At 70.0% G+C, this 25668-nt stretch carries 30 protein-coding genes; 21 read left to right on the plus strand and 9 right to left on the minus strand.

The window, feature by feature from the left end:
* Positions 1–8: 8 nt before the first annotated feature.
* Positions 9–2594 carry a hybrid sensor histidine kinase/response regulator gene (locus EBE87_RS11520; protein ID WP_122139999.1) on the minus strand — a complete coding sequence of 862 codons (2586 nt, stop codon included), beginning with the start codon at positions 2592–2594 and terminating at the stop codon, positions 9–11.
* Between the two features lie 70 nt (positions 2595–2664).
* Positions 2665–3249 carry a histidine phosphotransferase family protein gene (locus EBE87_RS11525; protein ID WP_122140000.1) on the minus strand — a complete coding sequence of 195 codons (585 nt, stop codon included), beginning with the start codon at positions 3247–3249 and terminating at the stop codon, positions 2665–2667.
* Positions 3250–3387: 138 nt separating this feature from the next.
* Here EBE87_RS11525 and EBE87_RS11530 point away from each other — a divergent pair, with 138 nt between their 5' ends.
* The 4 genes from EBE87_RS11530 to EBE87_RS11545 all read left to right on the plus strand — a co-directional run bounded on the left by EBE87_RS11530 (position 3388) and on the right by EBE87_RS11545 (position 5786).
* Positions 3388–3531, plus strand: a complete 144-nt coding sequence (locus EBE87_RS11530; protein ID WP_367604648.1) for a DUF3553 domain-containing protein — start codon at positions 3388–3390, stop codon at positions 3529–3531.
* Between the two features lie 5 nt (positions 3532–3536).
* The gene (locus EBE87_RS11535) at positions 3537–4295 is read left to right on the plus strand and encodes a sulfite exporter TauE/SafE family protein (protein ID WP_120640056.1); all 759 of its coding nucleotides are present in this window, start codon (positions 3537–3539) and stop codon (positions 4293–4295) included.
* 74 nt (positions 4296–4369) lie between these two features.
* Complete coding sequence (gene moaA / locus EBE87_RS11540) at positions 4370–5362, plus strand: GTP 3',8-cyclase MoaA (protein WP_233553367.1); 993 nt, start codon at positions 4370–4372, stop codon at positions 5360–5362.
* A gap of 22 nt (positions 5363–5384) precedes the next feature.
* Positions 5385–5786 carry a hypothetical protein gene (locus tag EBE87_RS11545; RefSeq protein ID WP_147426157.1) on the plus strand — a complete coding sequence of 134 codons (402 nt, stop codon included), beginning with the start codon at positions 5385–5387 and terminating at the stop codon, positions 5784–5786.
* 24 nt (positions 5787–5810) lie between these two features.
* Here the strand turns inward: EBE87_RS11545 and EBE87_RS11550 are convergent, their stop codons facing one another.
* The 3 genes from EBE87_RS11550 to EBE87_RS11560 all read right to left on the minus strand — a co-directional run bounded on the left by EBE87_RS11550 (position 5811) and on the right by EBE87_RS11560 (position 7907).
* Positions 5811–6452: a hypothetical protein gene (locus tag EBE87_RS11550; RefSeq protein WP_158600995.1), complete on the minus strand. Its 642-nt coding sequence runs from the start codon at positions 6450–6452 to the stop codon at positions 5811–5813.
* Positions 6449–7060 (minus strand): YjbE family putative metal transport protein, encoded by a 612-nt coding sequence (locus EBE87_RS11555; RefSeq protein WP_233553368.1) that lies wholly within the window; start codon positions 7058–7060, stop codon positions 6449–6451. Before EBE87_RS11555 ends, EBE87_RS11550 begins: the two co-directional genes overlap by 4 nt.
* A 199-nt stretch (positions 7061–7259) precedes the next feature.
* On the minus strand, positions 7260–7907 hold the full coding sequence (locus EBE87_RS11560) for a TerC family protein (protein ID WP_120640061.1): 648 nt from the start codon (positions 7905–7907) through the stop codon (positions 7260–7262).
* Between the two features lie 128 nt (positions 7908–8035).
* On the opposite strand from EBE87_RS11560, the gene purB reads away from it, so the two are divergent.
* Together purB and EBE87_RS11570 are read left to right on the plus strand one after the other, a co-directional pair.
* Positions 8036–9367, plus strand: a complete 1332-nt coding sequence (purB, locus tag EBE87_RS11565; RefSeq protein ID WP_120640062.1) for an adenylosuccinate lyase — start codon at positions 8036–8038, stop codon at positions 9365–9367.
* Positions 9368–9486: 119 nt separating this feature from the next.
* The gene (locus EBE87_RS11570; protein ID WP_120640063.1) at positions 9487–9819 is read left to right on the plus strand and encodes a hypothetical protein; all 333 of its coding nucleotides are present in this window, start codon (positions 9487–9489) and stop codon (positions 9817–9819) included.
* Between the two features lie 55 nt (positions 9820–9874).
* Here EBE87_RS11570 and EBE87_RS11575 read toward each other — a convergent pair whose 3' ends face one another.
* The gene (locus EBE87_RS11575) at positions 9875–10261 is read right to left on the minus strand and encodes an accessory factor UbiK family protein (RefSeq protein ID WP_120640064.1); all 387 of its coding nucleotides are present in this window, start codon (positions 10259–10261) and stop codon (positions 9875–9877) included.
* Between the two features lie 167 nt (positions 10262–10428).
* Between EBE87_RS11575 and rfaD the strand changes: the two genes are divergently transcribed.
* The 9 genes from rfaD (at position 10429) to EBE87_RS11620 (ending at position 18469) form a co-directional block, all read left to right on the plus strand.
* Complete coding sequence (gene rfaD / locus EBE87_RS11580) at positions 10429–11421, plus strand: ADP-glyceromanno-heptose 6-epimerase (protein WP_120640065.1); 993 nt, start codon at positions 10429–10431, stop codon at positions 11419–11421.
* Positions 11422–11435: 14 nt separating this feature from the next.
* Positions 11436–12245, plus strand: coding sequence for a prolipoprotein diacylglyceryl transferase (gene lgt, locus EBE87_RS11585; RefSeq protein WP_120640066.1), 810 nt, complete (start codon positions 11436–11438; stop codon positions 12243–12245).
* Positions 12242–13252, plus strand: coding sequence for a class I SAM-dependent methyltransferase (locus tag EBE87_RS11590; protein WP_120640067.1), 1011 nt, complete (start codon positions 12242–12244; stop codon positions 13250–13252). Before lgt ends, EBE87_RS11590 begins: the two co-directional genes overlap by 4 nt.
* On the plus strand, positions 13249–14019 hold the full coding sequence (gene pgeF / locus EBE87_RS11595; protein WP_120640068.1) for a peptidoglycan editing factor PgeF: 771 nt from the start codon (positions 13249–13251) through the stop codon (positions 14017–14019). The genes EBE87_RS11590 and pgeF overlap by 4 nt, the downstream gene beginning before the upstream one ends.
* 64 nt (positions 14020–14083) lie before the next feature.
* Complete coding sequence (locus EBE87_RS11600; RefSeq protein WP_122140001.1) at positions 14084–15100, plus strand: hypothetical protein; 1017 nt, start codon at positions 14084–14086, stop codon at positions 15098–15100.
* Positions 15097–15921, plus strand: a complete 825-nt coding sequence (locus EBE87_RS11605; protein WP_120640808.1) for a shikimate 5-dehydrogenase — start codon at positions 15097–15099, stop codon at positions 15919–15921. Before EBE87_RS11600 ends, EBE87_RS11605 begins: the two co-directional genes overlap by 4 nt.
* Positions 15922–16070: 149 nt before the next feature.
* Positions 16071–17003, plus strand: coding sequence for a ribose-phosphate pyrophosphokinase (locus EBE87_RS11610; protein WP_120640809.1), 933 nt, complete (start codon positions 16071–16073; stop codon positions 17001–17003).
* A gap of 213 nt (positions 17004–17216) precedes the next feature.
* Positions 17217–17876: a glutathione S-transferase family protein gene (locus tag EBE87_RS11615; RefSeq protein WP_233553459.1), complete on the plus strand. Its 660-nt coding sequence runs from the start codon at positions 17217–17219 to the stop codon at positions 17874–17876.
* Positions 17873–18469: a histidine phosphatase family protein gene (locus EBE87_RS11620; protein ID WP_120640811.1), complete on the plus strand. Its 597-nt coding sequence runs from the start codon at positions 17873–17875 to the stop codon at positions 18467–18469. Before EBE87_RS11615 ends, EBE87_RS11620 begins: the two co-directional genes overlap by 4 nt.
* Positions 18470–18479: 10 nt before the next feature.
* Here EBE87_RS11620 and EBE87_RS11625 read toward each other — a convergent pair whose 3' ends face one another.
* Positions 18480–18890 carry a DUF2000 family protein gene (locus EBE87_RS11625; RefSeq protein ID WP_120640812.1) on the minus strand — a complete coding sequence of 137 codons (411 nt, stop codon included), beginning with the start codon at positions 18888–18890 and terminating at the stop codon, positions 18480–18482.
* Positions 18891–18923: 33 nt separating this feature from the next.
* Complete coding sequence (locus EBE87_RS11630; protein ID WP_120640813.1) at positions 18924–19775, minus strand: AraC family transcriptional regulator; 852 nt, start codon at positions 19773–19775, stop codon at positions 18924–18926.
* Between the two features lie 207 nt (positions 19776–19982).
* Here EBE87_RS11630 and EBE87_RS11635 point away from each other — a divergent pair, with 207 nt between their 5' ends.
* The 5 genes from EBE87_RS11635 (at position 19983) to EBE87_RS11655 (ending at position 24739) form a co-directional block, all read left to right on the plus strand.
* The gene (locus EBE87_RS11635; protein ID WP_120640814.1) at positions 19983–20630 is read left to right on the plus strand and encodes a 50S ribosomal protein L25/general stress protein Ctc; all 648 of its coding nucleotides are present in this window, start codon (positions 19983–19985) and stop codon (positions 20628–20630) included.
* Between the two features lie 18 nt (positions 20631–20648).
* The gene (gene pth / locus EBE87_RS11640; protein WP_120640815.1) at positions 20649–21221 is read left to right on the plus strand and encodes an aminoacyl-tRNA hydrolase; all 573 of its coding nucleotides are present in this window, start codon (positions 20649–20651) and stop codon (positions 21219–21221) included.
* Positions 21222–21224: 3 nt separating this feature from the next.
* A complete protein-coding gene (locus EBE87_RS11645) occupies positions 21225–21632 on the plus strand; it encodes a hypothetical protein (protein WP_122140002.1) in 408 nt (135 codons plus the stop codon).
* A 39-nt stretch (positions 21633–21671) separates the two neighbouring features.
* Positions 21672–22766: a redox-regulated ATPase YchF gene (gene ychF / locus EBE87_RS11650; protein ID WP_120639372.1), complete on the plus strand. Its 1095-nt coding sequence runs from the start codon at positions 21672–21674 to the stop codon at positions 22764–22766.
* A gap of 128 nt (positions 22767–22894) precedes the next feature.
* Complete coding sequence (locus tag EBE87_RS11655) at positions 22895–24739, plus strand: response regulator (protein ID WP_120639373.1); 1845 nt, start codon at positions 22895–22897, stop codon at positions 24737–24739.
* On the opposite strand, the gene EBE87_RS11660 is transcribed toward EBE87_RS11655, so the two are convergent.
* Positions 24736–24936: a DUF4169 family protein gene (locus EBE87_RS11660; protein WP_120639374.1), complete on the minus strand. Its 201-nt coding sequence runs from the start codon at positions 24934–24936 to the stop codon at positions 24736–24738. The genes EBE87_RS11655 and EBE87_RS11660 overlap by 4 nt on opposite strands.
* Positions 24937–25004: 68 nt before the next feature.
* On the opposite strand from EBE87_RS11660, the gene EBE87_RS11665 reads away from it, so the two are divergent.
* Complete coding sequence (locus tag EBE87_RS11665; RefSeq protein WP_120639375.1) at positions 25005–25667, plus strand: dienelactone hydrolase family protein; 663 nt, start codon at positions 25005–25007, stop codon at positions 25665–25667.
* Position 25668: the final 1 nt, after the last annotated feature.

Raw genomic sequence — 25668 nt, forward strand, 5'->3', positions numbered from 1 at the left:
CTCGCTCCTCAATGGACAGCGGGGGAGAGGCTGTCGCGCAGCAGGCTCAGCAGCGCTTCCCGGTCCGATTTTCCCACATCGCCGGTAAAGCCGGCGTTACGGCAGCGCGCGGAATGTCCGGGTTCGGCATGCGCGCTCATCGCGATCATCGGCAGGTGCTGCCAGATGCCGCCCTCCCGCACCGCGCGGGCGAGGCCCAGCCCGTCCAGCTCCGGCATCTCGATGTCGGAGATGATGATGTCGAACATCGCCCCCTGTTCCCGCAGCCGCAGCGCCTGGGTGCCGGTTTCCACCGCCGTCACCTCGTAGCCGGCGGCGGTCAGGCCGGGCACCAGCAGGTGGCGGAAGAAGGCGCTGTCCTCGGCCAGCAGCACGCGCTTGCCGGTCTTCTCGCCCTGCGGTTGCGGCTTGAACCAGTCGTCGCCCGCCTGGCGCAGCCACCAGGCGCAATCCATCACGTCCGTGACCTTGCCGCAGATCACGGCGCTGCCCAGGAAGCCCGGGCGGTCGTGGCTGCCCTCGATGTCCAGGTGCTCCTCCACCACGTCCAGGATGGCGTCCACCATCAGGCCCATGGCGCGGTGCTGGTCGCTAAAGACCAGCACGGCCTGCCGCGTGCCAGGCTGCGGCGGCATCCAATGACCGGACATCGGCACCAGCGGCATCAGCTTGCCGCGATACTGCACCAGCGGCTGGGTGCCGGAGAGTTCGATGCTGGCGGCGGGCAAGTCCTCCAGCCGCGCCACCAGCCCCAGCGGCACCGCCTTCGGCGTCTCGTCCCCGGCGCGGAAGAGCAGCAGCGCCGTGCGTTCGCCGGGGCGGGCACCGACCCTGGCGGCGGCGCGCGCCGCATCCTCCACCGGACCATCGGCGCCGACACCGGTGGCGCGGGCGATGCCATTGGGGTCCAGGATCATGATGACGCTGCCATCGCCCAGGATGGTATTGCCGCTGAACATCGTGACGTGGCGCAGGATCGGCGCCACCGGCTTCACCACGATCTCCTCGGTATCGAAGACCTTGTCGACGATGATGCCAAAGACATTGGGCCCGACCTGCGTCACCACGACGAAGCCGGCATCCTCCTCCCGCACCTCTTCCACATCGTCCAGCTTCAGCAGCCTGGACAGGGAGACCAGCGGCAGCAGCCGGTCGCGCAGGCGCATCACCGGGGTCTGGTCGATCCGCTCGATGGTGCTGCCGCCACCGCCCGCACGCACCAGTTCCACCACGCCGATCTGCGGAATGGCGAAACGCTCCCGGCCCGCTTCCACGATCAGCGCGGAAACAATGGCGAGCGTCAGCGGGATCTTGATGAAGAAGGTGGTGCCGCGCCCTTCCACCGAGCGCAGCTCGATGGTGCCGCCGATCTTCTCGACATTGGTCTTCACCACATCCATGCCGACGCCACGGCCGGAGACGGAGGTGATGGCGGCGGCGGTGGAGAAGCCGGCGCGGAAGATGAAGTGCTGGATCTCCCGCTCGCTCATGCCGGCGATCTCGGCTTCCGTCGCCAGCCCCTGAGCCAGCGCCTTCTGCTTGATCTTCTCGGCCGGCAACCCGCGCCCGTCGTCGCCGATCTCGATGATGATATGACCGCCTTCGTGATAGGCGTTCAGCGTGATGCGGCCCATCTCCGGCTTGCCGGCGGCGCGGCGCTGCTCGGGCGTTTCCAGGCCGTGGTCGCCGCTGTTGCGCACCATATGCGTCAGCGGGTCCTTGATCAGCTCCAGCACCTGCCGGTCCAGCTCGGTGTCGGCGCCCTTCATCACCAGCTCGATCTTCTTGCCAAGTTCATTGGCGAGATCGCGCACGATGCGCGGCAGCTTCTGCCAGGCATTGCCGATCGGCTGCATGCGCGTCTTCATCACCCCTTCCTGCAATTCGGAGGTGATGTGGGAGAGGCGCTGCAGGGGCACCGTCAGTGCCGAATCGCCCCGCGCGCGCACCAGCTGCAGCAGCTGGTTGCGGGTCAGCACCAGTTCGCTGACCAGGGTCATCAGGTCTTCCAGCACATCCACCGAGACGCGGATGGTCTGCGGCGGCGCCACGCCGGCGCCGCCCGCCGCCGGCGTGGCCGCCGGGGCCGCGGCTTCGCTGGCGGCGGGCGGGCAGGCCACGGCTTCGCAGGGCGTCGCTTCGGCCACCGGCTCGGGCACCGGGAGCTCCAGCGCCTCGAAAGGGTCCACCACCACAGGCTCCGGCGCGGCCACCGCCCCGCCCCGCCATGCGGCATCCAGCGCCGCGATCAGCGCACTGTCATCGCCCTGGGGCTCGCTGCCGGTGGCTTCCAGCCCGGCGACGATGCCCTTCAGCGCATCGATGGCGGAGAGGATCAGCGTGATGCCCGCCGGCGTCACCTTCAGCGAGCCGTCGCGGTACTTGCCGAGCACGTTCTCGGCCGCATGGGCCACCTTCTCCAGCCGCGACAGGCCCAGAAAGCCGCAAGTGCCCTTGATGGTGTGCACGCTGCGGAAGATCTCCGACAGCGTCGGGCGGTCGTCCGGGGCCTTCTCCAGCGTCAGCAGCGCCACGTCCAGCGTGGCGAGACCTTCATTGGTCTCAGTCAGGAAGTCTGCGAGAAGGTCGTCCATGGCGGTCCCCGACGGCTGCGATGCGGCCCAATCTCCGGCGGGGAGGCAAAGGAAAGATGAAGAACGTGCCTTAACCCTGCGGGTGCAGCAGCAACGCCTCTTCCGTCAGCCGGGCCTGCCAGCCGGCGGCGCCGGCCAGTTGCGCCAGCAGCGGCGCCAGCACGGCGCGTGGGCCCTCGGCGGGCTCCCCCGCCAGGGCAGCGGCCAGGGCGGGTGGCCAGTTCAGCACGCGGCCCTCGGGGCGCAGGGCCACGCCGCCTTCCTGCGGCAGCAGGCGCACCACGCCGCCGCGCGGCAGGGCCTCGCCGCCCAGCATGGCGGCCACCAGCAGCAGTTGCGCCACCGGGGCGGCAAAGGACTCGCCGGGCGGCAGGGCGCCGAGCGCCAGGCTGGCCCGGCCGCCAGCCAGGTTGCCATCCAGCAGCGCCGCCAGGTCGGCTGGCCTCATCGGGCCGGTGCCGGCGCCGCAGGCGGCGCGCCAGAGCTGCAGCCGGCCGCGCAGGCTGGCGGCGGCCTCGCGCGCCAGTTCGGCGGCCTCGGGGTCCTCGGTCACCATCTCCACCGCGCTGGCCACGGTGCCCAGCGGGCCAACGAGGTCGTGGCACAGCCGGGCGCAGAGGTCCTGCGCCAAATTCAGCCTGGGTTCCGCCAGCATGCACGCTCTCCGACTCAGGAAATCGCCACAGTTTAAGCTCGAAGTGTTAACATCACGCCAGCGTGATCATGGGTCTCACTGGCTCCGGCGGCGCGGTGGCGTCAGGCTGGGCAAATGATGATGCCGTTGGAACCCGGAATGCGCGTCCGCCACCCCGCCCATCCCGAATGGGGCGAGGGGCAGATTCAATCGGTGGTGCAGGAGCGCGTGACGGTGAATTTCGAGCATATGGGCAAGGTGCTGATCAACGCGCGGCATGTAGAGCTGGAGGTCCTGGACTAAGGACCATGCTCGATTCGCTGTTGCAGGAAGCGCTGGGGCTGCTGCTGTCCTGGCGCTTCGTCGTTGCCGCCCTTGCCACCGCCATCGCCGGACTGATGCGGGGGTATTCGGGCTTCGGCACCGCCATCCTGCTGGCGCCGGTCTATTCCACGCTCTGGAGCCCGCGCGTCGGCGTGCCGGTGGTGCTGCTGATGGAGCTCTTCGTTTCCGCCTATCTGCTGCCCCGCTCCTTCGGCGAGGCCAACAAGAAGCTGATCCTGCCCATCTGCGCCGCGGCGGTGCTGATGCTGCCGCTGGGCTCCATCATCCTGCTGCAGGCCGATGGCGGCACGCTGCGGCGGGCCATCGGCATCTTCGTGCTGCTCTTCGGCATGCTGATGATGTCGGGCTGGCGCTACCACGGCACCAGGCCGCTGCCGCTGAACATCGCGATCGGCGTGGTCGCCGGGCTGCTGAAAGGTGCTACGGGCATGTCGGGCCCGCCCGTCATCCTCTACCTGCTGGCGGGCAAGGAGGAAGCGCGGCAGCATCGCGCCAACCTCATCCTCTTCTTCGGCGTGCTGGGCGTGGCTTCCATCGTCCCGCCGCTCTGGGGCGGGTTGATCGGCATCTCCACCTTGATCATGACAGCGGTGATGCTGCCGGTGATGCTGGTCTCGGTGCCGGTGGGCGCGCGGCTCTTCCACGTCATCCCGCAGCGCTGGTACCGCCGATTCGCGCTGATCCTGCTGATCGCCACCGGGGGCTTCGCGCTTCTGGGTTGAGGGAGGGGTTGCAGCCGGGGGGGCAGACGGCCCAAATGAAGGGCCTTCCCCCTCCGGCGAGGAATCCGACTGCTATGATCGACCCGTTCGGCCGGGCCATCAGTTATCTCCGCGTCTCGGTGACGGACCGTTGCGACCTCCGGTGTGTTTACTGCATGGCGGAGGACATGACCTTCCTGCCCAAGGCCGAGATCCTCTCCCTGGAGGAGCTGGACCGGCTTTGCGGCGCCTTCATCGGCCTCGGCGTCCAGCGCATCCGCCTCACGGGCGGGGAGCCGCTGGTGCGCAAGGATGTGATGACGCTGTTCCGCTCCCTCGGCGCCCGCATCGGGCCGCAGGGGCTGAAGGAACTGACCGTCACCACCAACGGCACGCAGCTCACCAAGCACGCGGAAGGGCTCTATGCCGCCGGGGTGCGCCGCATCAACGTCTCGCTGGATTCGCTGGACCCGGGCACCTTCAAGGCCCTGACCCGCTGGGGCAGGCTGGAGCAAACGTTGGACGGTATCTTCGCCGCCAAGGCCGCCGGGCTGCAGGTGAAGATCAACGCGGTCGCCATGAAGGGCGTCAACGAGCAGGAATTCGACCGCCTGATCGCCTGGTGCGGCGAGCATGGCTTCGACCTGACGCTGATCGAGACCATGCCGATGGGCGATATCACCGGCGACCGCACCGACCAGTACCTGCCGCTCTCCATGGTGCGGGCCGATTTGCGCCAGCGTTGGACGCTGGAGGATACCGACTACGCCACCGGCGGCCCCGCCCGCTACTACACCGTGGCCGAGACCGGGCGGCGCCTCGGCTTCATTACGCCGATGACACATAATTTCTGCGAAAGCTGCAACCGGGTGCGGCTAACCTGTACCGGGACACTTTACATGTGTCTCGGCCAGGAGGACTCGGCGGACCTGCGCGCGGTGCTGCGCGACCCATCGGTGGGCGAAGCCGGGTTGCAGCAGGCCATCCGCGATGCCATCGCCCGCAAGCCCAAGGGCCATGACTTCATCATCGACCGGCGGCACAAGACGCCTTCGGTCGGGCGCCACATGAGCGTGACGGGCGGGTGAATCGATGGAGAATGTGCGCGGCTTGACCAATAGCCTGACCATCCCCGGCATGCCGGAATGGACCGGGCTGCTGATCCTGGTGGTGGGGCTGCTCTGCGCCGCCGCCTTTCTGCTGATGCCCTTCAGCGTCTTCGGCGTGAAGGCGCGGCTGGAGGCCATCGAGGTGCAGCTGGACGAGATCCAGGCCGAGATCCGCAGCCTGGCCCTGCGGCTGTCCGAGCCCGAGCTGCCGCCCCGCCCGCCGATCACCGAGGATTATATCGAGCCGCCGGCCAGCTATGCCGTCAGCTCCAGCCGGGACCAGGCACCGCGCATCGTGCCGCCGGTGCCGCCGCCGCCCATCTTCCCGGACAGCCGCGTGGCGCGGCAGGCCCCCTCTCCCCGTGCCGAGCCGCGGCTCGACTGGCCGCGCCACCGGAACTGAGGCTGAAGGGCCTGCCCCGGCACCTCAGCGCGCCGGGCTTGCCGCGGACACCCGGCGCGCGGCGGCGGCGATGGCGCGGGTGAAGTCATCGGCATCCGCCACGCCGCTGTTGCGCCGGGGCATCGTGACATGCACGCGCAGGAAGCGCCCGGCGGCGGTGCCGGCACAAACCTGCTGCTCCACCGCCGTGCGGCCGAAGCTGCCCGAGAGGTCGGCACAGGTCATGCTGCCGCCGTCGGGCAGCAGGAGGTTGCGGCGGGCGATCTCGGCCAGGGTGCGGCCGGGGGGCAGCACGGTGGCTTCGCGCACCGCCTCGTCCAGCACGGGCGTCACGGCCTCCGCCGGGGCATTCGCCGGCAGGGCCTGCTGCCCGAGGTCGTAGAGCATGACCGATGCCACCGCCGCCCGCGCCGGCAAGCCGTCGCGCGCGGGGGTGGTGTATTCCACCGCACTGCCGTAGCCGGGCTGCCGGTCCTCGAAATTGGTGGTTGTTCCCCGTTCGAACCCGGCTGCCTCCGTCGGCAGCCGGGCCAGGACCTCCGCCAGCGCCGGCCGGGCGCGGAGGGCGGCCTGGGCCTGCTCCTCCGGGCTTTGCGGCGCGGCGCAGGCGGCCATGAGGGCCATGGCGCCCAGGGTGAGACCCTGGGCAAGCCGTGCTGCCTTCAATGCGTGACCCCCGGAACCGGCAGGCCCAGCTGGAGCGCGGCATTCGCCATGATCAGTCCTTCCCAAAGCAGCTGCAGGCCGATCCACACGATCAGCACCACGCCGATGTAGGCGATGATCCTGAACCTTTCCAGAAGCTTGGCCAGCAAGCCGCCGAGCAGGCCCATCATTACGATGGAAATGCCGAGGCCGATCATCAGCAGCGTCAGGTTGGACCGCGCCACCGCCGCCACGGCGAGCACATTGTCCAGGCTCATGGACACATCGGCGATGATGATCTGCCACAGCGCCTGGCCCAGCGTCTTCTCGGCGGGCGGCGAGGCCGCCCCGGCCTCATGCGCGGGCTCGCTGCGCAGTTCCTTCAGGAAGGTCCAGGCGATGTAGAGCAGCGCCAGGCCGCCCACGATGTCGATCCACCACAGCGACAGCAGCATCGTGGCGAAGATGGAAAAGATGATCCGCAGAATGGCGGCGGCGATGATGCCGAAAAGGACGGCGCGGGACCGGAGTTGCGGCGCGAGGCCGGCGGCGGCCAGGCCGATGACGACGGCGTTGTCGCCGGACAGGATGATGTTGAGCCAGATGATCTCGGCAAGGCCGGACAGCATGCCGCTGTACGCTTCCATTGATATTTCCCCATGGGAGTTATGGCGGACCGGCGTGGCGTCGCCCGGCACGACACCCCACGGATGCGCGGGACGCTACAGGCTGGAAGGGTGCAGGTGAAGTAACGCAGACCCCAGAAATGCATGGGGCCGCCTCCCGTAAGGGAGGCGGCCCCGATCAGCCGAAGCGTTGGCTTGCCTGTTACGGCGTCGCCGGCGCGGTGCCGTTGAGGTAGGGCAGCACCTCGCCGCCGCCGGCCCAGATCATCTGCACGGCGACATAGAGGATGACCAGCAGGCCGACCCAGGCGATCCAGCGGAAGCGCTCCAGCAGCCGGGCGATGAAGGTGGCTGCCACACCCATCAGCACGACCGAGATGCCGAGGCCCACCACCAGCACCCAGAGGTGCTCCTTGGCCGCGCCGGCCACCGCCAGCACGTTGTCCAGGCTCATGGACACATCGGCCACCAGGATCTGGATGATGGCGCCCCTCAGCGTCTTGCGCTCACCCGCGGGCGCGTCCGCCTGATGCAGCTCAGCCTCGTTGACCTCCGGCTGATGGCCGCGCTGCAATTCGCGGAACATCTTGTAGCAGACCCAGAGCAGCAGGATGCCGCCGGCCAGCGTCAGGCCCACGATGGCCAGCAACTGGGTGGTGACGGCCGCGAAGCCGATCCGCATGATCGTCGCGGCGACGATGCCCCAGAAGATAGCCTTGCGGCGCTGGTCGGCCGGCAGGCCGGCCGCGGCCATGCCGACGACGATGGCATTGTCGCCAGCAAGAACAAGGTCGATCAGAAGCACCTGCCCAAGGGCTATCAGCTCAGGCATCCAGGCAGAAAAGTCCATCAGTACGATTTCCCGGCGTTAATGATTTGGCCATCGCGCGGCAGGGCCGGGCTTGTCAACCACCGGCGGAGGCGCCACACCCCCGCCCGCCAGGTTCCGCTCCCTCTTCCAACATCAAGGATCGCCCCATGGTTCCGCGCTACACCCGCCCTGAAATGGCCGCGATCTGGTCGCCTGAGACCCGCTACCGCATCTGGTTTGAGATCGAGGCCCTGGCGGCGGAGGCCATGGGGGAGCTGGGCACCATTCCGGCCGAGTCGGCCCGCGTGATCCGTGAGAAGGGCGGCCCCCGTGCCGAGGCGATCGACGCCGCCGCCATCGCCCGCATCGACGAGATCGAGAGCGTGACGCGCCATGACGTTATCGCATTCCTGACCTACATGGCGGAGGGCATCGGCGAGGATGCCCGCTTCATGCACCAGGGCATGACCAGTTCCGACGTGCTGGACACCTGCCTTTCCGTGCAGCTTACCCGCGCCGCCGACCTGCTGATCGCCGATCTCGACCGCGTGCTGGCGGCGTTGAAGGCGCGGGCGCTGGAGCACAAGTTCACCCCCACCATCGGCCGCAGCCACGGCATCCATGCCGAGCCGACGACCTTCGGCCTGAAGCTGGCCGGCCACTACGCCGAATTCGCCCGCTGCCGCACCCGCATGGTGGCCGCGCGGGCCGAGGTGGCGACCTGCGCCATCTCCGGCCCCGTCGGCACCTTCGCCAGCGTGGACCCGCGCGTGGAGGAATTCGTGGCGGAGAAGCTGGGCCTCACGGTCGAGCCCTCCTCCACCCAGGTCATCCCGCGCGACCGGCACGCCGCCTTCTTCTGCACCCTGGCCGTGGTGGCCTCGGCCATCGAGCGGCTGGCCACCGAGGTGCGGCACCTGCAGCGGAGCGAAGTGCGCGAGGCGGAGGAATATTTCCATCCGGGCCAGAAGGGCTCCTCCGCCATGCCGCACAAGCGGAACCCGGTGCTGAGCGAGAACCTGACCGGCCTGGCCCGCGTGGTGCGTGGCTATGCCATCCCGGCGCTGGAGAACGTGGCGCTGTGGCATGAGCGCGACATCAGCCACAGCAGCGTCGAGCGCTACATCGGCCCCGACGCCACCATCACCCTGGACTTCGCCCTTGGCCGCCTGGCCGGCATGATGGAGAAGCTGACCATCTACCCGGCCCAGATGGAAGCCAACCTGGCAAGCCTGGGCGGCGTGGTGCACAGCCAGAAGGTGCTGCTGGCCCTGACCCAGGCCGGCCTGTCGCGGGAGGGCGCCTATGCCGCCGTGCAGCGCGCGGCCATGGCCACCTGGACCAAGCTGGGCAGCGCCGAGGGCAAGTCCTTCCGCGACAACCTGCTGGCCGACCCGGAAGTGGCCGGCAAGATGGATGCCGCCGGGCTGGATGCCGCCATCGATCCGCAGCGCGATTTCCGCCATGTCGAGACGATTTTCGCCCGCGTCTTCGGCTGAGACGTGATGGCCGCTGGTCGCGTTTTCGTGACTGGCGGCCACCGCAGCGCCCCCCGGGTGCCACCGTTCCGCCTCAGATGACCCCGAAATTCAGGTGCATGACGAGGAGGAACTGCCAGATGCCACGTCTTCTCAAATCCGGCTTTTTCGCCAGGATCGCTTCCGCCGCGCTGCTGGCCACCGGCCTCGGTTTCGGTGCCCTGAGCCTGCCGGGAGAAGCCCAGGCCGCCCCTGCCCGGCCCGTGGTCGCCGCGCCATTGGCGCAGCCCGACGTGCAGGCGGTGCAATACTACCGGCATCCGCCGCCACCGCCGCGCCACTGGCGCCGTGGTCCGCCGCCGCGCCACTGGGGTCCGCCGCCGCGTGCCCGCTATTATGGCCCGCCGCCGCGCTGGCACCGTGGCCCGCCGCCTCGCCACTGGCATCACCCGCCGCCGCGTTACCGCTATTGAGCACGAAAAAGGGCCAGGGGATCGCTCCCCTGGCCCTTTCCGCTGGCCACCAGCCTCAGGCGAGGCTGGCAGGGTCCTTCGGGTCTTCCTTGGGGCTGGGGGAAACCGGAGCCTCCTCTTCCGCCGCCGGCGCGGCCTTGGGGACAGCGGCGGCATCGATGCCGAGCTTCGCCTCCAGCGCCGCGACGCGCGCGGCCAGGGCGGTGGATTCCTCGCGCGCCCGGCGGGCCACTTCCATGGCGGCGTCCAGGTCCTCGCGCCGCACCAGCTCCAGCCGCTGCACCAGCATCTCGACCTGCGACTTCACCGCCGCTTCCAGCTCGGACCGCGCGCCGGCGAAGACAGAAAAGGCCCCGCCCGCGACGCCCGCCAGGTCGTCAAAGAAGCGCCCGCGCCGGCCAGGGCCGTGTCCGGTGCCGCTCTCGCTCTTGGTATCCGTCATCCCAAACCTCCAAAACGCCGGTGAAACAGACCTGATAGCCAGGGCGGGTCGCCCGGCATCGGCGCTTGCCGCTGTCACGGCACGGCGCCTATACCCGGCGCGCCCGGGGAACAACCCCGGGCTGCCACATCGCGGAAGGCTCTGCGCGCCCTGATGGACCCTGCCCCATGTATCTAGTGACCGGAGGCGCCGGTTTCATCGGCTCCAATCTCGTGGCGGCGCTTTGTGCCCGTGGCGAGGAAGTTCTGGTGGTGGACCGGCTGCGTGCCGGGGAGGCCGGGCGCGAGAAGTGGCGCAACCTGGCGCACCACAACATCGCCGGCATCCTGAGCCCGGACCGGCTCTGGGCCTATCTGGCCGATGCGCCGCGCCCCAAGGCCATCCTGCACCTGGGCGCCATCAGCGACACCACGGTGCACGACGGTGATCTGGTGGCAGAGAACAACCTGTCCCTGACGCTGCGCCTGTTTTCCTGGTGCGCGGATTATGGGGTGCCGCTGATCTATGCCTCCTCCGCCGCCACCTATGGCGGGGGCGAGCAGGGCTTCGACGACGATGCATCGCCCGAGGCGCTGGCCAGGCTGCGGCCGCTGAACCTTTACGGCTGGTCGAAGCACGCCACGGATCGGCGCATCGCCGACCTGCTGGCGCGCGGCCGCAAGGCGCCGCCGCAATGGGCCGGGCTGAAGTTCTTCAACGTCTACGGCTCCAATGAATTCCACAAGGGCCGCATGGCCAGCGTGGTGCTGCACAAGTTCCGCCAGATCATGTCGGACATGCCGGCCACCCTGTTCCGCTCCGACCGCGAGGGCATCGCGGATGGCGAGCAACTGCGCGACTTCGTCCATGTGGACGATTGCGTCGAGGTGATGCTCTGGCTGCTGGACAACCCGCAGGTGTCCGGCCTGTTCAATGTCGGCACCGGCACGGCGCGGTCCTTCCTGGACCTGACGCGCGCCATCTATGCCGCGCTGGGCAAGGAGCCCGAAATCTCCTTCGTGGACATGCCGATCGATCTGGAAGGCAAGTACCAGTACTACACCCAGGCCCGCATGGACCGGCTGCGCGCCGCCGGCTTCACCGGCGCCGCCACGGGGCTGGAGGATGGGGTGGCGCGCTACGTGCAGCGCTACCTGACCCAGACCGACCCCTACGTCTGAGGGCCCAAGCCGGCATGCTCCCTGTCATAGCCTTTCCCGCCATCGACCCGGTGCTGGTGCATCTGGGCCCGCTGGCCATCCGCTGGTATGCGCTGGCCTATATCGTCGGCATTGTCATCGGCTGGCAGTGGATGAAGCGGCTGGTGGTGCTGAAGCCCGCTGTGGCCACCCCGCAGCAGGTGGACGATTTCGTCACCTGGGCGGTGCTGGGCGTCATCCTGGGCGGCCGGCTGGGCTATGTGCTCTTCTACGGCTTCGAGCGGTACCTGACCGCGCCCTGGGAAGCCCTCTACGTCTGGCAGGGCGGCATGTCTTTCCATGGCGGCGCGGCGGGCGTGATCCTGGCGATCTTCCTGTATTGCCGGCAGCAGAAGCTCAGCTTCCTGGGCTTCGGGGACCGCATCTGCGCCGTGGTGCCGGTGGGCCTCTTCTTTGGCCGCCTCGCCAATTTCATCAATGGCGAGCTCTGGGGCCGTGTCTCGGACGTGCCCTGGGCCATGGTCTTCCCGACCGGCGGGCCGGAGCCGCGCCACCCCAGCCAGCTTTACCAGGCCGCCATGGAAGGACTGATCCTGCTGCTCATCGTGCAGGTGCTGGTGCATATCCCGGCCATCCGGGCGCGGCTGGGCTTCGTGGCCGGCGCCTTCCTGGCCGGCTACGGCGTCGCCCGCATGGTGGGCGAGCTGTTCCGCCAGCCGGACGCGCAGCTCGGCTTCCTCTTCGCCGGCCTCACCATGGGGCAGCTTCTTTCCATCCCGATGGTGCTGGTCGGCGCCTTCCTGATGCTGCGCGCCAAGCCCGTGACCCGGAGCGTGACGGCTTGAGCGAGGCGGAACGCCTCGACCACTTCATGGCTCGCGCGGCGGCGGCCTATTACGCCGGGCGCGAGCCATTCGGCGCGCGGGGGGACTTCACCACCGCGCCCGAGATGTCCCAGGCCTTCGGCGAATGCCTGGGCCTCTGGGCCGCCGTGGTCTGGCAGGGGATGGGCGCGCCCTCCCCGCTGCATCTGGTGGAATGCGGCCCCGGGCGCGGCACGCTGATGGCGGATGCGCTGCGTGGCATCGCCACCGCCCTGCCGCCCTTCCGCGCCGCGCTGCGGGTGCATCTGGTGGAAGCCAGCCCCGGCCTGCGCGCCGTGCAGGCCGCGACGCTGGGCGCAGGCGTGGCGGAATGGCACGACAGCCTCAACACCGTGCCGCCCGGCCCCGCCATCATCCTGGGCAACGAGTTCCTGGACGCGCTGCCGATCCGCCAGTTCATCCGCCGTGGCGAGGGCTGGATGGAACGCTTCGTGCGTGACGGCGCCTTTGTCGAGCAGCCCGCCGAGAACCCGCCCCCCCTGCCCGCCGAAGCCCCCGAGGGGGCCGTGCAGGAATGGAACGAGGCCGGCGAGGCTTTTATTCGTGCCCTTTCCGCCCGTCTTGCCACACAGGGCGGTGCCGCGCTGTTTCTGGATTACGGCCCGGCCGAGAGCGGGTTGGGCGACAGTCTCCAGGCGCTGGCCAACCACCGCGCCGCCGATCCGCTGTCCGAGCCCGGCAGCGTCGACATCACCGCCCATGTGGATTTCGCCGCGCTTGCCCGCACGGCGCGTGCCGCAGGTGTCGCCGCGCACGGCCCGGTGCCGCAGGGCATCTTCCTGCAGGCGCTGGGGCTGGTGACGCGCGCCGCCATGCTGGCCCGCGCCGCGCCGCATTCCGCCGGCATGCAGCTTTCCGCCGCCCAGCGGCTGATCGCGCCCGAGGGCATGGGCCGGCTGTTCAAGGCCCTGGCCCTGACCCATCCTGCCCTTCCCGCCCCGCCTGGCTTCGAGGTATCCGCCCCATGACCGCCGAATTCCTCTCCGACGCGGCGCTGGATGGCCTGCCGCATGGCTTCTTCACCCGGCGCGGCGGCGTCTCCTCCGGCAGCTTCGCCTCGCTGAACTGCTCCCTCTCCGGCCGCGACGACCCGGATGCCGTGGCCCGCAACCGGGCGCTGGCCATGGAGGCCATCGGCATCGCGCCCGCCGCGCTTTCCTCCACCGTGCAGGTGCATGGGCCCGTCGTGGCGCAGGTGACCGCCCCCATCCCGCCCGATGCCCGCCCGCAGGCGGATGCCATGGTCACCGACCGACCCGGCCTCGCGCTCGGCATCATCACCGCCGATTGCGGCCCCATTCTTTTCGCGGACCGCGCGGCGGGGGTGGTGGGCGCGGCCCATGCCGGCTGGCGTGGCGCGGTGGGCGGCGTGCTGGAAGCCACCATCGCGGCCATGGAGGCCCTGGGCGCGCAGCGGCGGAACATCGCCGCCGTGGTCGGCCCCTGCATCCGCCAGCCCTCCTACGAGGTCGGGCCGGACATGCGGGACGCCGCCCTGGCGCAATCCGCCGAGGCCGCCCGCTTCTTCGCCCCCGGGCAGCGGGAGGACCGCTGGCAGTTCGACCTCGCCGGCTATTGCGCCGCGCGGCTGCGCGCGGCGGGGGCCGGGTTGGTTTCCGTGGTGGCGGCGGATACGCTGGTGGAGGAAGACCGCTTCTTCTCCTACCGCCGCAACACGCTGCGTGGCGGCGGGCCGATCGGCCACCAGCTCTCGGCCATCGCCCTGCCCGCCTAGGGCAACCCCGCCCCGCCCGCCGATGTTCTGCTTTTTCGTCCTTCCTTCATGATGGTGTTCTGCATTGCCCTGGTCTGACTTCCTGCGGCGCCGCCTGCCGCTGGTGCTGCTGCTGCTCGCCGCCGCCTGTGGCGACCTGCCGCAACCCTATCGGGGCAATCCGGGTGGCGAGGCCGCGCGGCTGGCACTGCCGCCCGCCTATCGCATCGCCGTGGTGAAGCCCACGGATGCCATGCTCTCGGATGAAGCCGCCAAGGACCTGGCCGAGGCCATGGCCATCGCCCTGCGCGATGCCGAGGTGCCGGCCACCGTCACCGCGCCGCTGCCGCTGGACCTGCGGCTCACCATCGTGGCGCAGCGGCCGGACGCCAACCGCAACACGGTGGTGCCGCGCTACACCCTCTACGACGCCGATGGTGCGTCGCTCGCCAGCAACACCGGCGCCCCGGTGCCGCTGAAGGCCTGGGCCAGCGAGGCTCCCAGCGTGTTCAAGAGCCTGGGTGACCGCGATGCCCCCGGCATCGCCAAGTTGCTCTCGGGCATCGAGGCCGCGCGCAAGGAAAGCCACCCGCAAAGCCTGACCGGCAAGGCCGCGCCGCGCCTGCGGCTGGTGCCGGTGAAGGGTGCCCCGGGCGACGGCAATGCCGCGCTCACCGCCCGCATGGAGGAATTCCTGACCAAGCGCGGCCTGGTGCCGCAGAACAATGCCGAGGGTGCCGACTATGGCGTCGAAGGCCGCGTCACCATGGCCGATGCCCCCAACAACCAGCAGCGCGTCGAGGTGCTCTGGATCGTCACACGGCGGGACGGGCAGGAAATCGGCCAGGTGCTGCAGATGAACGAGGTGCCGAAGGGCAGCCTGAACCGCTTCTGGGCCGATGTGGCCTATGTGGTGGCGGACGAGGCCTCGGCCGGCATCCGCGACGTGCTGCGCAACGCCGGCTCGCCGCCGGGCCCGCAGCAGGCGCCGGAGCCGCCGCCGCGCGGCGCCACCCCCGCCGCGCCGGTGGCGCCGCCGGTCACCGGCCCTGCCGCCGACCTGCCGGTGCCCACCCCGGGCCGCGGGCGCACGGGCCCATGAGCACGCCGCGCCGGCCGCCCATCGGGCGGGACACGAAGCTGTGCATGTCCCTGGCGGGGCGGCCGGGCAATTTCGGCTCCCGCTTCCACAACCACCTCTATGAGGCGCTGGGGCTGGACTACGTCTACAAGGCCTTCACCACCCGGGACCTGCCGGCGGCCATCGGCGGCATCCGGGCGCTGGGCATCCGTGGCTGCGCCATCTCGATGCCCTTCAAGGAGGCCTGTATCCCGCTGCTCGACGGGCTGGCGCCTTCCGCCGCCGCCATCGATTCGGTGAACACCATCGTCAACGACGATGGCCTGCTGACCGGCCACAACACCGACTACGCCGCCATCGCCCCGCTGCTGCGCCAGTATGGCGTGCCGGCGGAGACGCCCTTTGTGGCGCGCGGCAGCGGCGGCATGGGCAAGGCGGTGGTCTCGGCGCTGCGCGATGCCGGCTTCCGCGATGGCACTGTGGTGGCCCGCAACGAGGCCGCCGGGCGCCGGCTGGCCGAAGGCTGCGGCTATCGCTGGCAGGCCGAGGTGACCAGCGCGCCCCTGCTGGTGAACATCACCCCCATCGGCATGGAAGGCGGCCCCGAGTCGCGGGACCTCGCCTTCCCCGAGGAATTGATCGAGGCCGCCGACTACATCTTCGACGTGGTGCACCTGCCGCCGGAGACGCCGCTGATCCGCCGCGCCCGCGAGATGGACAAGGTGGTGATCACCGGCGCGGAAGTGGCGGTCCTTCAGGCGCTGGAGCAGTTCCGCCTTTATACGGGCGTCACGCCCTCTCCCGCCCAGGTAGAAGCGGCCGCCGCCTTTGCGCGTGGTTGATGCGGCATGAAGGAGGCGGTCGGCGCATACCCCTCATGCACTACACCGCTGCGTGATGGACATCTTACCGTCACGTTGCTACCACGCGCCGTCCTTTGCCGGGTCGGCTTCCCGCCGGCCGCACCCGATGGCCGGAGAAGCCCCCCCGGATGAAGATTATCGCCTGCAACAGCAACCGTCCCCTCGCCGAGGCGGTGGCCGCCGCACTGAACCTGCCTCTCACCCAGGCATCGGTTCGCCGCTTCGCCGACATGGAGATCTTCGTCGAGATCCATGACAACGTGCGCGGCGAGGATGTGTTCGTCATCCAGTCGACGAGCTATCCCGCGAACGACAACCTGATGGAGCTGCTGATCATGCTGGACGCGCTGCGGCGCGCCAGCGCCAAGCGCATCACGGCCGTCATTCCCTATTTCGGTTATGCGCGGCAGGACCGTAAGTCCGGCTCCCGCACCCCGATCTCGGCCAAGCTGGTGGCCAACCTGATCGTGGAAGCCGGCGCCGACCGCGTGCTGACGCTGGACCTGCATGCCGGGCAGATCCAGGGCTTCTTCGACATCCCGGTCGACAACCTCTTCGCTGCGCCCCTTTTCGCCCGTGACATCATGGAGCGCTACAAGGGCCGCGACCTGATGGTCGTCTCCCCGGACGTGGGCGGCGTGGTGCGCGCCCGCGCCATCGCGGCGCGCCTGCACACCGACCTCGCCATCATCGACAAGCGCCGCCCGCGCGCTGGCGTCTCCGAGGTGATGAACGTCATCGGTGACGTGGAAGGCCGCGACTGCATCCTGGTGGACGACATCGTCGATTCGGGCGGCACGCTGTGTAACGCGGCCGAGGCGCTGCTGAAGAACGGGGCTCGCTCCGCTTCCGTCTATGTCACGCACGGCGTCTTCTCCGGCGGCGCCGTGGCCCGCATCGGCGCCGCGCCGATCGAGGCGATGGTGGTGACGGACAGCATCCAGGCCACCGAGGCCGTGCGCGTCTCCTCCAACATCCGCCAGTTGACCATCGCGCCGCTGCTGGCCGAGGCGATGCGCCGCATCTCCGAGGAAAGCTCGGTCTCCACGCTGTTCAACTGACAGCCGGCCTCACGGTCCGCGCGGCGCTGCCCGCGGACCGTGAGGCCCACCACGCCGGCCGATCTTCCAGGCCGGCCTCCGCCACGCCCGCGCCCCTTCGCCCGAAGCGGCGCGCCGCTCCCGGCCCCATGACGCGCCGGCTGCGCCCCCCCGTGCCATCGCGCCGCCGCTGAAGCCGCTGCCCCCCTCTTGCGGGCCAGGGCTGTGCCGCCGATGCTCCCGGTCGCACACGGTATTCCGAGGGTCTCCATGAAGCTCTATTATTCGCCCGGCGCCTGCTCTGTCGGCATCCACGTCCTGCTGGAAGAGGTCGGCAAGCCTTTCGACCTGGAGCTGGTGGCGCTGAAGGACCAGGCGCAGAACACGCCGGAATTCCGCGCCATCAACCCCAAGGGCAAGGTGCCGGTGCTGCAGCGGGACGACGGCTCGGTGCTGACGGAATTCACCGCTATCGCCTTCTGGCTGGGCGCCAAGTTCCCCGAGGCCAAGCTGCTGCCGGCGGATGTGGACGCGCAGGCCGATGCGATTTCCTTTGTGGACTACATCACCGGCACGGTGCATCCGAACGGCTTCACCCGCCAGTTCCGCGCCAGCCGCTTCACCCCCAACCCCGCCGACGAGCCCAAGGTGGTGGAACAGGGCAAGGCCCTGGCCGCTGAATACCTCGAGACCATCGACCGCACCTGGAAGGGCGGCGAGTGGGTGGTGCCGCAGGGCTATTCCATCGCCGATGCCGCGCTGTTCTTCGTGGAATACTGGGCGGTGAAGCGCGTCGGCATGCCGGTGCCGGCCCGCATCGAGGCGCATCTGAAGGCCATGCTGGCCCGCCCGGCGGTGCAGCGCGCGCTGGCGGCCTCGGGCATGGCGGCATGACGCTGGAGGTCTCGCCCGCCGCGCCCTTCTGGTTCCTGCGCCATGGCGAGACGGACTGGAACGCGCGTGGCCTCAGCCAGGGCAATGTGGACATCCCGCTGAACACGGTGGGATGGGCGCAGGCGGAACGTGCCGCCAAGGCCCTGGTGGAGGTGGCGACCGGCCCGCGCGCCATCGCCACCATCGTCGCCTCCCCCCTCTCCCGCGCCCGCAACACCGCGGAGGCGGTCTCGGCCAAGCTCGGCCTGCCGCTGGAGATCGACGAAGGGCTTCGCGAGGTCTCCTTCGGCGTGCAGGAAGGCCAGGAGATGGGGGGCTGGTTCGATGACTGGGTCGAAGGCAAGCTGACCCCGGAAGGCGGCGAGAGCTTCGAGCAGCTACGCCAACGCACCGTGGCGGCCCTGAACCGCGCCCTGGCGCGGCCGGGGCCGGTGCTGGTGGTGGCGCATGGCGCGCTGTGGCGTGCCTTCCGCTCGGTGGCGGGGCTGCCGGCCAATGTCCGCACGCCCAATGCCCTGCCGTTGTGGGTCACGCCCCCGCCGGCCGGTGAGACCGCCTGGCACTTCGAGCCGGCGGAACTGCCCGCGCTGTGACAGGCCGCCGTCAGGGGTGCAGCGATGCGCCCTTGGTGGCCTTGTCCACATCCTTGCGGGACCCGCGCAGCGCCAGGCCGACGAGGTCCGGCGCCTCCGCGGGTTCCGCCAGGAAGGCTTCGCGATTGGCGGCGTCATGGCCGGTGGCGAACATCGGCCGGACATAGACGGCGCGGGTCAGTCCCCGCTCGATGCCCTGGCGGTAAGCGCGGGCCAGGGTTTCCGGGCTGGCGGCATGGATCATGATGGGCTGGCCCAGCAGCCGGGCATGCTCCCGCCCGGCGGCGTCCAGGTAGGGTTCGCCCATGGCTTCCGGCGCCGCGCCGGCGATGCCGGTGGCCAGAAAGGCCGTGACGTTCAGCTTCTGCCAGACCGCCAGATCCTCCAGCACCAGAATGGCCACCTTGGTGTCGAACTGCATGGCTTGCGCTCTTGCTCTGCTCAGGCGGGCAGTTCAGCCCGGCGGCGCGGCGCGGTCTGGAACGCCCGTGCAGCAGGCGCGATAGGCGCCGGGCGCCATGCCATAGGCGCGGCGGAACCAGCGGCCCAGGTGGCTCTGGTCCGCAAAGCCGCAGGCGGCCGCGACACGCGCCGGCGCCTCCCCCGCCGCCAGCATCTGCCGCGCCCGCAGCAGCCGCTGCTGCACCAGATAGGCATGGGGCGCCGTGCCATAGGCGGCGCGGAAGGCACGGGCGAGCTGGAAGCGGTCCGCCGCCCCCGCCGCGCGGGCCAGGGCATCGGCGCCGATTTCGCTGGCCAGCATGTCGTGCAGCCTGTCCCGTGCCCGGCGGGCCACGCGGGTATCGCGGCTGGCCTCCGGCCGGCGCTCGGGGCGGCCGAGATGGGGACGCAGCCGGTGCAGCACCGCATCCAGCGCCGCGTCCCGCGCCAGCGCCGGTGCGCCACCCGCCAGGGCATTCCAGGCGGCATGGATGGCGCGCGCCAGAGCCGGGTCATCCTGCAGGGTGGCGGCGAAGCCGGGGTCGCCGCCCGGCGTGTCGGCCAACGCGACGGAGAGCCAGCGGCGCGGCAGGTAGAGCATGCTGTAGGCGAAGCCGCCCTCCGCCCCCGCCTGGCCGTCATGCGCCTCCTGCGGCTCGATCAGGATGACGCGGCCGGTGGTGCTGCGCTGGCGGGCGCCGCGGCAGAAGAAGTCCTGCACGCCGCGATGCGTGACGCCGATCAGCCATTCGTCGTGCCGGTGCAGGTCGTAAGCATGGCCGGAGAAGCGCGCCCGCACGGCCTCGACGCCGCTGGCGCCGTCGCGCACCAGCTGGAAGCGGTCGGGAGGCGGTTGGTGCGGCATGGTGGCGGCCAGGATAGCGGCACCGCGCGGGGCAGGCCATCACCGCGCGGCCATTGTGCCAGCGGCGCGCTTTTGCTACGCACCGCCCGCGCGCTGGCACCCCTGGAGGCCGGCGCGATCGTCTTTGGGCATCCCGCCTAGGGCGTATGGCATGGCGCCCCGGGCAGAACCCCGGCGCGGCGCCACTGATGAGCGGAGCACGGATTCATGGTCCAGACAATTCGGATCGAGGCCGAAGCGCGCGAGTTGGCCGGTAAGGGGGCGGCGCGCGCGACTCGGAAGCAGGGGCTGGTCCCCGCGGTCATCTACGGCGCGAAGGAAGAGGCGGTGCTGATCGCCCTCGACCCGCGTGACGTGATGAAGGAAATGCACAAGGGCGGCTGGGCGTCGCACCTCTATGAGGTGGCGGTGAAGAACGGCCCGACCATCCGCACCCTGATGCGCGACGTGCAGTTCCACCCGCTGAAGGACACGCCGATGCACGTGGACTTCCAGCGCCTGGCCCCGGGTCAGCTGATCCGCGTGAAGGTGCCGGTGGTGTTCACGGGCGAAGAGACCAACCCCGGCGTCAAGGAAGGCGGCGTGGTCAATGCCGTGCACCGCGAGCTGGAAGTGCTGTGCGACCCCGACCAGGTGCCCGAGAACTTCGTGGTGGAGCTGGGCGAGCACGGCATCGGCCACTCCTTCCACTGGGACGACGTAAAGGACAAGGCCGGCGCCAAGCCGGTGCAGTCCGGCAACTTCGTCGTCGCCTCCATCGCACCGCCGAAGGTGGTCGAGGAAGAGGTGATCGTGGCCCCCGTTGCCACCGCTGCCGCGCCCGCCAAGGGCAAGGCCGCCAAGGGCAAGAAGTAAGAAGCAGGGTTTGTGACGGTGCTGCTCTGGGTCGGTCTCGGCAATCCGGAGCCGGGCCAGGCGCGGCACCGGCATAACATCGGCTTCATGGCGCTCGACGCCATCGCGCGCCGCCACGGCTTCTCGCCGTGGCGGAGCCGCTTCAAAGGCCTCGCCTCGGACGGCAGCATCGCCGGCCAGAAGGTGCTGCTGCTGAAGCCGCAGACCTACATGAACCTCTCCGGCGAATCGGTGCAGCCGGCGGCGGCCTTCCTCAAGATCCCGCCCGAGAACATCACCGCCTTCCATGACGAGCTGGACCTCGCCCCCGGCAGGATCCGCATCAAGAAGGGCGGCGGCGCCGCCGGGCATAACGGCCTGCGCGACATGGACCGCAAGCTCGGCACCCCGGAATATTGGCGTGTGCGGCTCGGCATCGGGCATCCCGGGATGAAGGAAAAGGTTACCGGCCATGTGCTGGGCAACTTCGCCAAGGTGGACACCTGGCTGGAGCCCATGCTGGATGCGGTGGCCGATGCAGCGCCGCTGCTGGCCAAGGGGGAGCGGGAAGCCTTCATGACCCGCGTCGCCCTGCTGACACAGGAGAGCTGAGACATGGCGATCGAAGACGCCGCGGCCGATCTGGCCGCCGAGTTCGGCGGCCCTGGCCCCGAGGATATCGCCAACGGCGTGGCCGCGCTGGCCGCCGCCCTGCTGGCGCAGGCCAGGACGCTGGCGAGCACCGCCGCCGCGCTGCGCGAGAGCGACACCGACCACGAGGGCGCCATCGAGGCCGCCGCCGCCCGCGCCGCCCTGGCGCTGGCCATGGCCCAGGCCGTATCCGAGGCCGCGCCCCCGGCCCGCCCCGGGCTGATCCGCGCCGCGGCCGAGGCGCTGGACGTTTCCATCAACGGCGCCGTGACGCAGATCCGTGCCGCCGCGCTGAACCTGCCTACCGACGATGCCTCCGCCCGCATCGCCGCCGCGCAGATCGCGCAGGACATCGCGCACGGCCTCGGCTGAGCGCACCGCCACCTTCTTTCGACTGAGGACTTCGCTGTCATGGGTTTCAACTGCGGCATCGTCGGGCTGCCGAACGTCGGCAAGTCCACCCTGTTCAACGCGCTGACGCAGACCGCATCGGCCCAGGCGGCGAACTACCCCTTCTGCACCATCGAGCCGAATGTGGGCCGCGTGGCCGTGCCGGACGCGCGCCTGCAGACCATCGCCAAGATCGGCAAGAGCCAGAAGATCGTCCCGACCAGCCTGGAATTCGTGGACATCGCTGGCCTGGTGCGCGGCGCCAGCAAGGGCGAGGGCCTGGGCAACCAGTTCCTCGCCAATATCCGTGAGACGGATGCCATCGTGCATGTCCTCCGCTGCTTCGAGGACAGCGACGTCACCCACGTCGAGGGCAGCGTCGACCCGCTGCGCGATGCCGACATCATCGAGACCGAGCTGATGCTGGCCGACATGGATAGCATCGAGAAGCGGCTGGTCGGCCTGCAGAAGCGCGCCCGTGGCGGCGACCGTGAATCCGCCGCCCAGGTGGCGCTGATGGAGCCGATCCTGGCCGCCTTGCAGGACGGCAAGCCCGCCCGCACCGCCATCCCCAAGGGGCAGGAGGAGGCGGTACGCCGGCTGCAGCTGCTGACCAGCAAGCCCGTGCTTTATGTCTGCAATGTCGAGGAAGCCTCGGCCGGCGAGGGCAATGCCTATTCCGCCAAGGTCTTCGAGCGCGCCAAGGCCGAGGGCGCCAAGGCCGTGGTGGTCTCCGCCGCCATCGAGGCCGAGATCAGCCAGATGGACGAGGCCGACCGGGGCGAGTTCCTGGAAGGGCTGGGGCTGCACGATTCCGGCCTCGATCGCGTCATCGCCGCCGGCTACAGCCTGCTGGGGCTGATCACCTATTTCACCGTGGGGCCGAAGGAAGCCCGCGCCTGGACCATCATCAAGGGCATGAAGGCGCCGCAGGCCGCCGGCGTGATCCATGGCGATTTCGAACGCGGCTTCATCGCGGCCGAAACCACCGCCTATGACGACTACGTTGCCCTGGGCGGCGAGCAGGCAGCCAAGGAAGCCGGCAAAACGCGCGTAGAAGGCAAGGAATACGTCGTCAAGGACGGCGACATCATGCTCTTCCGCTTCAACGTCTGAGGGTACGCCACCCAGACCGGCACCGATTTAACTTCACGTTTCCGCGAGAATCCGCTAGGTTGTTTCACCCCCGGAGTGACGCCTGCCGGGGGTGCATCTGAATCCCAGCACCCCGCAGGACGGCGGATTTGCAGCTCCACATCCCTACGCTGCTCGTTGTCAGCACCTTGCTGGCCATCACCCTCGGGGTCATGTGGCTGTTCCTCGCCAGGGGCGGCTCGCGGGTCGGTGGGCTGCGCCACATGGGCGCGGCCAACCTGCTCTTCGCGGCCGGCACGGTGTTCAGCGCGTTCCGCGGCGCCATGCCCGCCTTTCTTTCCATTGACATCGCCAATGGGCTGATCCTGCTGGCCTGCGGGCTTTGCTGGGCCACTGCCCGCCTGTTCGATGACCGCCCGGCGCCCTGGGGCGTGGTGGTGGCGGGTAGCCTGGTCTGGCTGGTGGCCTGCCGCTTCCCCGGCATCACCGGGACCGTCGAAGCCCGCATCCTGATCATGAACCTGATGTGCGGCGGCTATATCCTGGCGGCGTCCTGGCAGTTCACGCGCCGCTGGCAGGACATGCGGCTGTTCCGCGCCATTGTCTCGGTCTCCTTCGGCCTGCACGGGCTGCTGATCCTGCTGCGCCCCCTGCCCTCCCTGCTGGAGGACCGCTGGCACGTCACCCAGGCCCTGCCTTCCAGCACGCTCTTCGGCGCCGCGCTGGTGGAGGCCATGGTGCATCTGGTGGCGGTCAGCTTCGCCATGCTGGCCATGATCCGGGAGCGGGAGCAGCACCGGGCCGTGGCCGAGATCGCCATCTCCCGCGACGCCGCTGACCGCGCCAATAACGCCAAGTCGCGCTTCCTGGCCCGCATGAGCCACGAGCTGCGCACCCCGCTGAACGGCGTGCTGGGCTTGGCGCAGGTGCTCTCCGCCAACCGCAGCCTGCCGGCCGAGGCGCGCAGCCACGGCATCATGATCGAGCGTGCCGGCCGCCACCTGCTGGCCCTGGTGAACGATGTGCTGGACCTGTCGCAGGTGGAGGCCGGCCGCGTCAGCTTCGACAGGCAGCCGGTGCCGCTGGGGCGGCTGATCGACAGCGCCGCCGTGCTGGTCCGCCCCGCCGCCGCCGGCAAGCAGATCCAGCTCACGGTCTCCATGGCGCCCGGCTGCCCGCAGGTGGTGCTGGGCGATGAGCTGCGCCTGCGGCAGGTCCTGCTGAACCTGCTGGGCAATGCCGTGAAGTTCACGCCCGAGCATGGCCAGGTGCGGCTGGAGATCCTGCCGCTGCCGGAGCAGGGTATCCGCATCGAGGTGACGGATACCGGCCCTGGCATCCCGGCCGAGCAGCGGGACCTGCTGTTCCGCGACTTCAGCCAGGTACCCGGCCACAAGCTGCGGCGCGAGGGCAATGGCCTCGGTCTCGCCATCTCGGCTGGGCTGGTGGAGGCGATGGAGGGGCGCATCGGCATGGTGGCGGGGCTCGGTGACCGGGGCAGCCGCTTCTGGGCGGAGCTGCCGCTGCCCAATGCCATCGGCATCATCCCGGCCGCGCCCGTCTTTGTGCCGGGTCAGCCCGGGCGCATCCTGGTGGTCGATGACGTGGCGCTGAACCGGCTGGTGGTGCAGGCGCTGCTGGAATCGGCCGATTACGAGGTGATCATGGCCGCCAGTGGCCGCGAGGCCATTGCCGTCCTGTCCGAAAGCCACTTCGACCTCGTGCTGATGGATGTGCAGATGCCGGAGATGGATGGGCTGGAGGCCACCCGCTACATCCGCAGCGCCGAGGCCATGCGCCCTGATACCCCCCGCACCCCCATCGTCGCCCTCACCGGCGAGGAGATGAAGGACGAGGTGCAGGCCTGCTTCGACGCCGGCATGGACGGCCACCTGACCAAGCCGGCGGACCGCGCCACCCTGCTTGCCATGGTGCGCCGCATCATCAGCCTCGGACAGAAGGACAGCCGGGCGCCCTTCAGCGGCGCGGCCTAGGGCGCCGCGGGCTCCGGCTTCTCCGGCTCCAGCGCCGCGCCGTCCAGCAGGGCGCGGCGGCGGGCCTCTTCCTGCTCTTCCCGCAGCCGCGTGGCCTTGTCGCGCCCGAACTTGACGCGGTTGGCCTCGGCCTGCCGCTCCGCCTGCTGACGCGCCTGGGCTTTTCGGTGGCGGTTGAGGTTGACGATCTCGGCCATGGGGCCAGGATAGTCCGGTCGCTGGCCGTGAGGCCAGGGTCCGGCGCCGTGCAGGCAGAGGAGAGCCCATGAAGATCGAATTGACCGCCAGCGATGGCCACCGCTTCTCGGCCTGGCGCGCCGGCCCGGCCGAGGCCACCAAGGCGCTGGTGGTGGTGCAGGAGATCTTCGGCGTGAACCGCCACATGCGCCATGTCTGCGAGGGCTTCGCCAACCAGGGCTTCGCCGTCATCTGCCCCGCGCTGTTCGACCGTGCCGAGCGGGATGCCGAGCTGGGCTATGAGCAGGCGGACGTGCAGCGTGGCCTGGCGCTCCGCAAGCAGGTCTCCGACGAGCAGGTGATGCTGGACATCGAGGCCGCCGCCGCCGCCCTGCCCGCCGGCGCCGCCAGGGGCATCATCGGCTATTGCTGGGGTGGCAGCATTGCCTGGTGGGGCGCCACGCGCAGCCGCTCCTTCAAGGCGGCGGTCGGCTATTACGGCGGTGGCATTGCGGCCAGCCGGGACGAGAAGCCGAACTGCCCGGTGCAGCTGCATTTCGGCGCCGAGGACAAGGGCATCCCGCTGACGGATGTGGAAGCCATCCGCGCCGCGCAGCCAGGGGTCGAGATCCATGTCTATCCCGGCGCCGGCCATGGCTTCTCCTGCGAGGAGCGTTCCTCCTACAGCCCGGCCGACGCCATGCTCGCCGAGCAGCGCAGCCTGGCCTTCCTGGCCAAGCACCTGGGCTGAG

Source organism: Teichococcus wenyumeiae, from assembly GCF_003696345.1.
Lineage (GTDB): Bacteria > Pseudomonadota > Alphaproteobacteria > Acetobacterales > Acetobacteraceae > Pseudoroseomonas > Pseudoroseomonas wenyumeiae.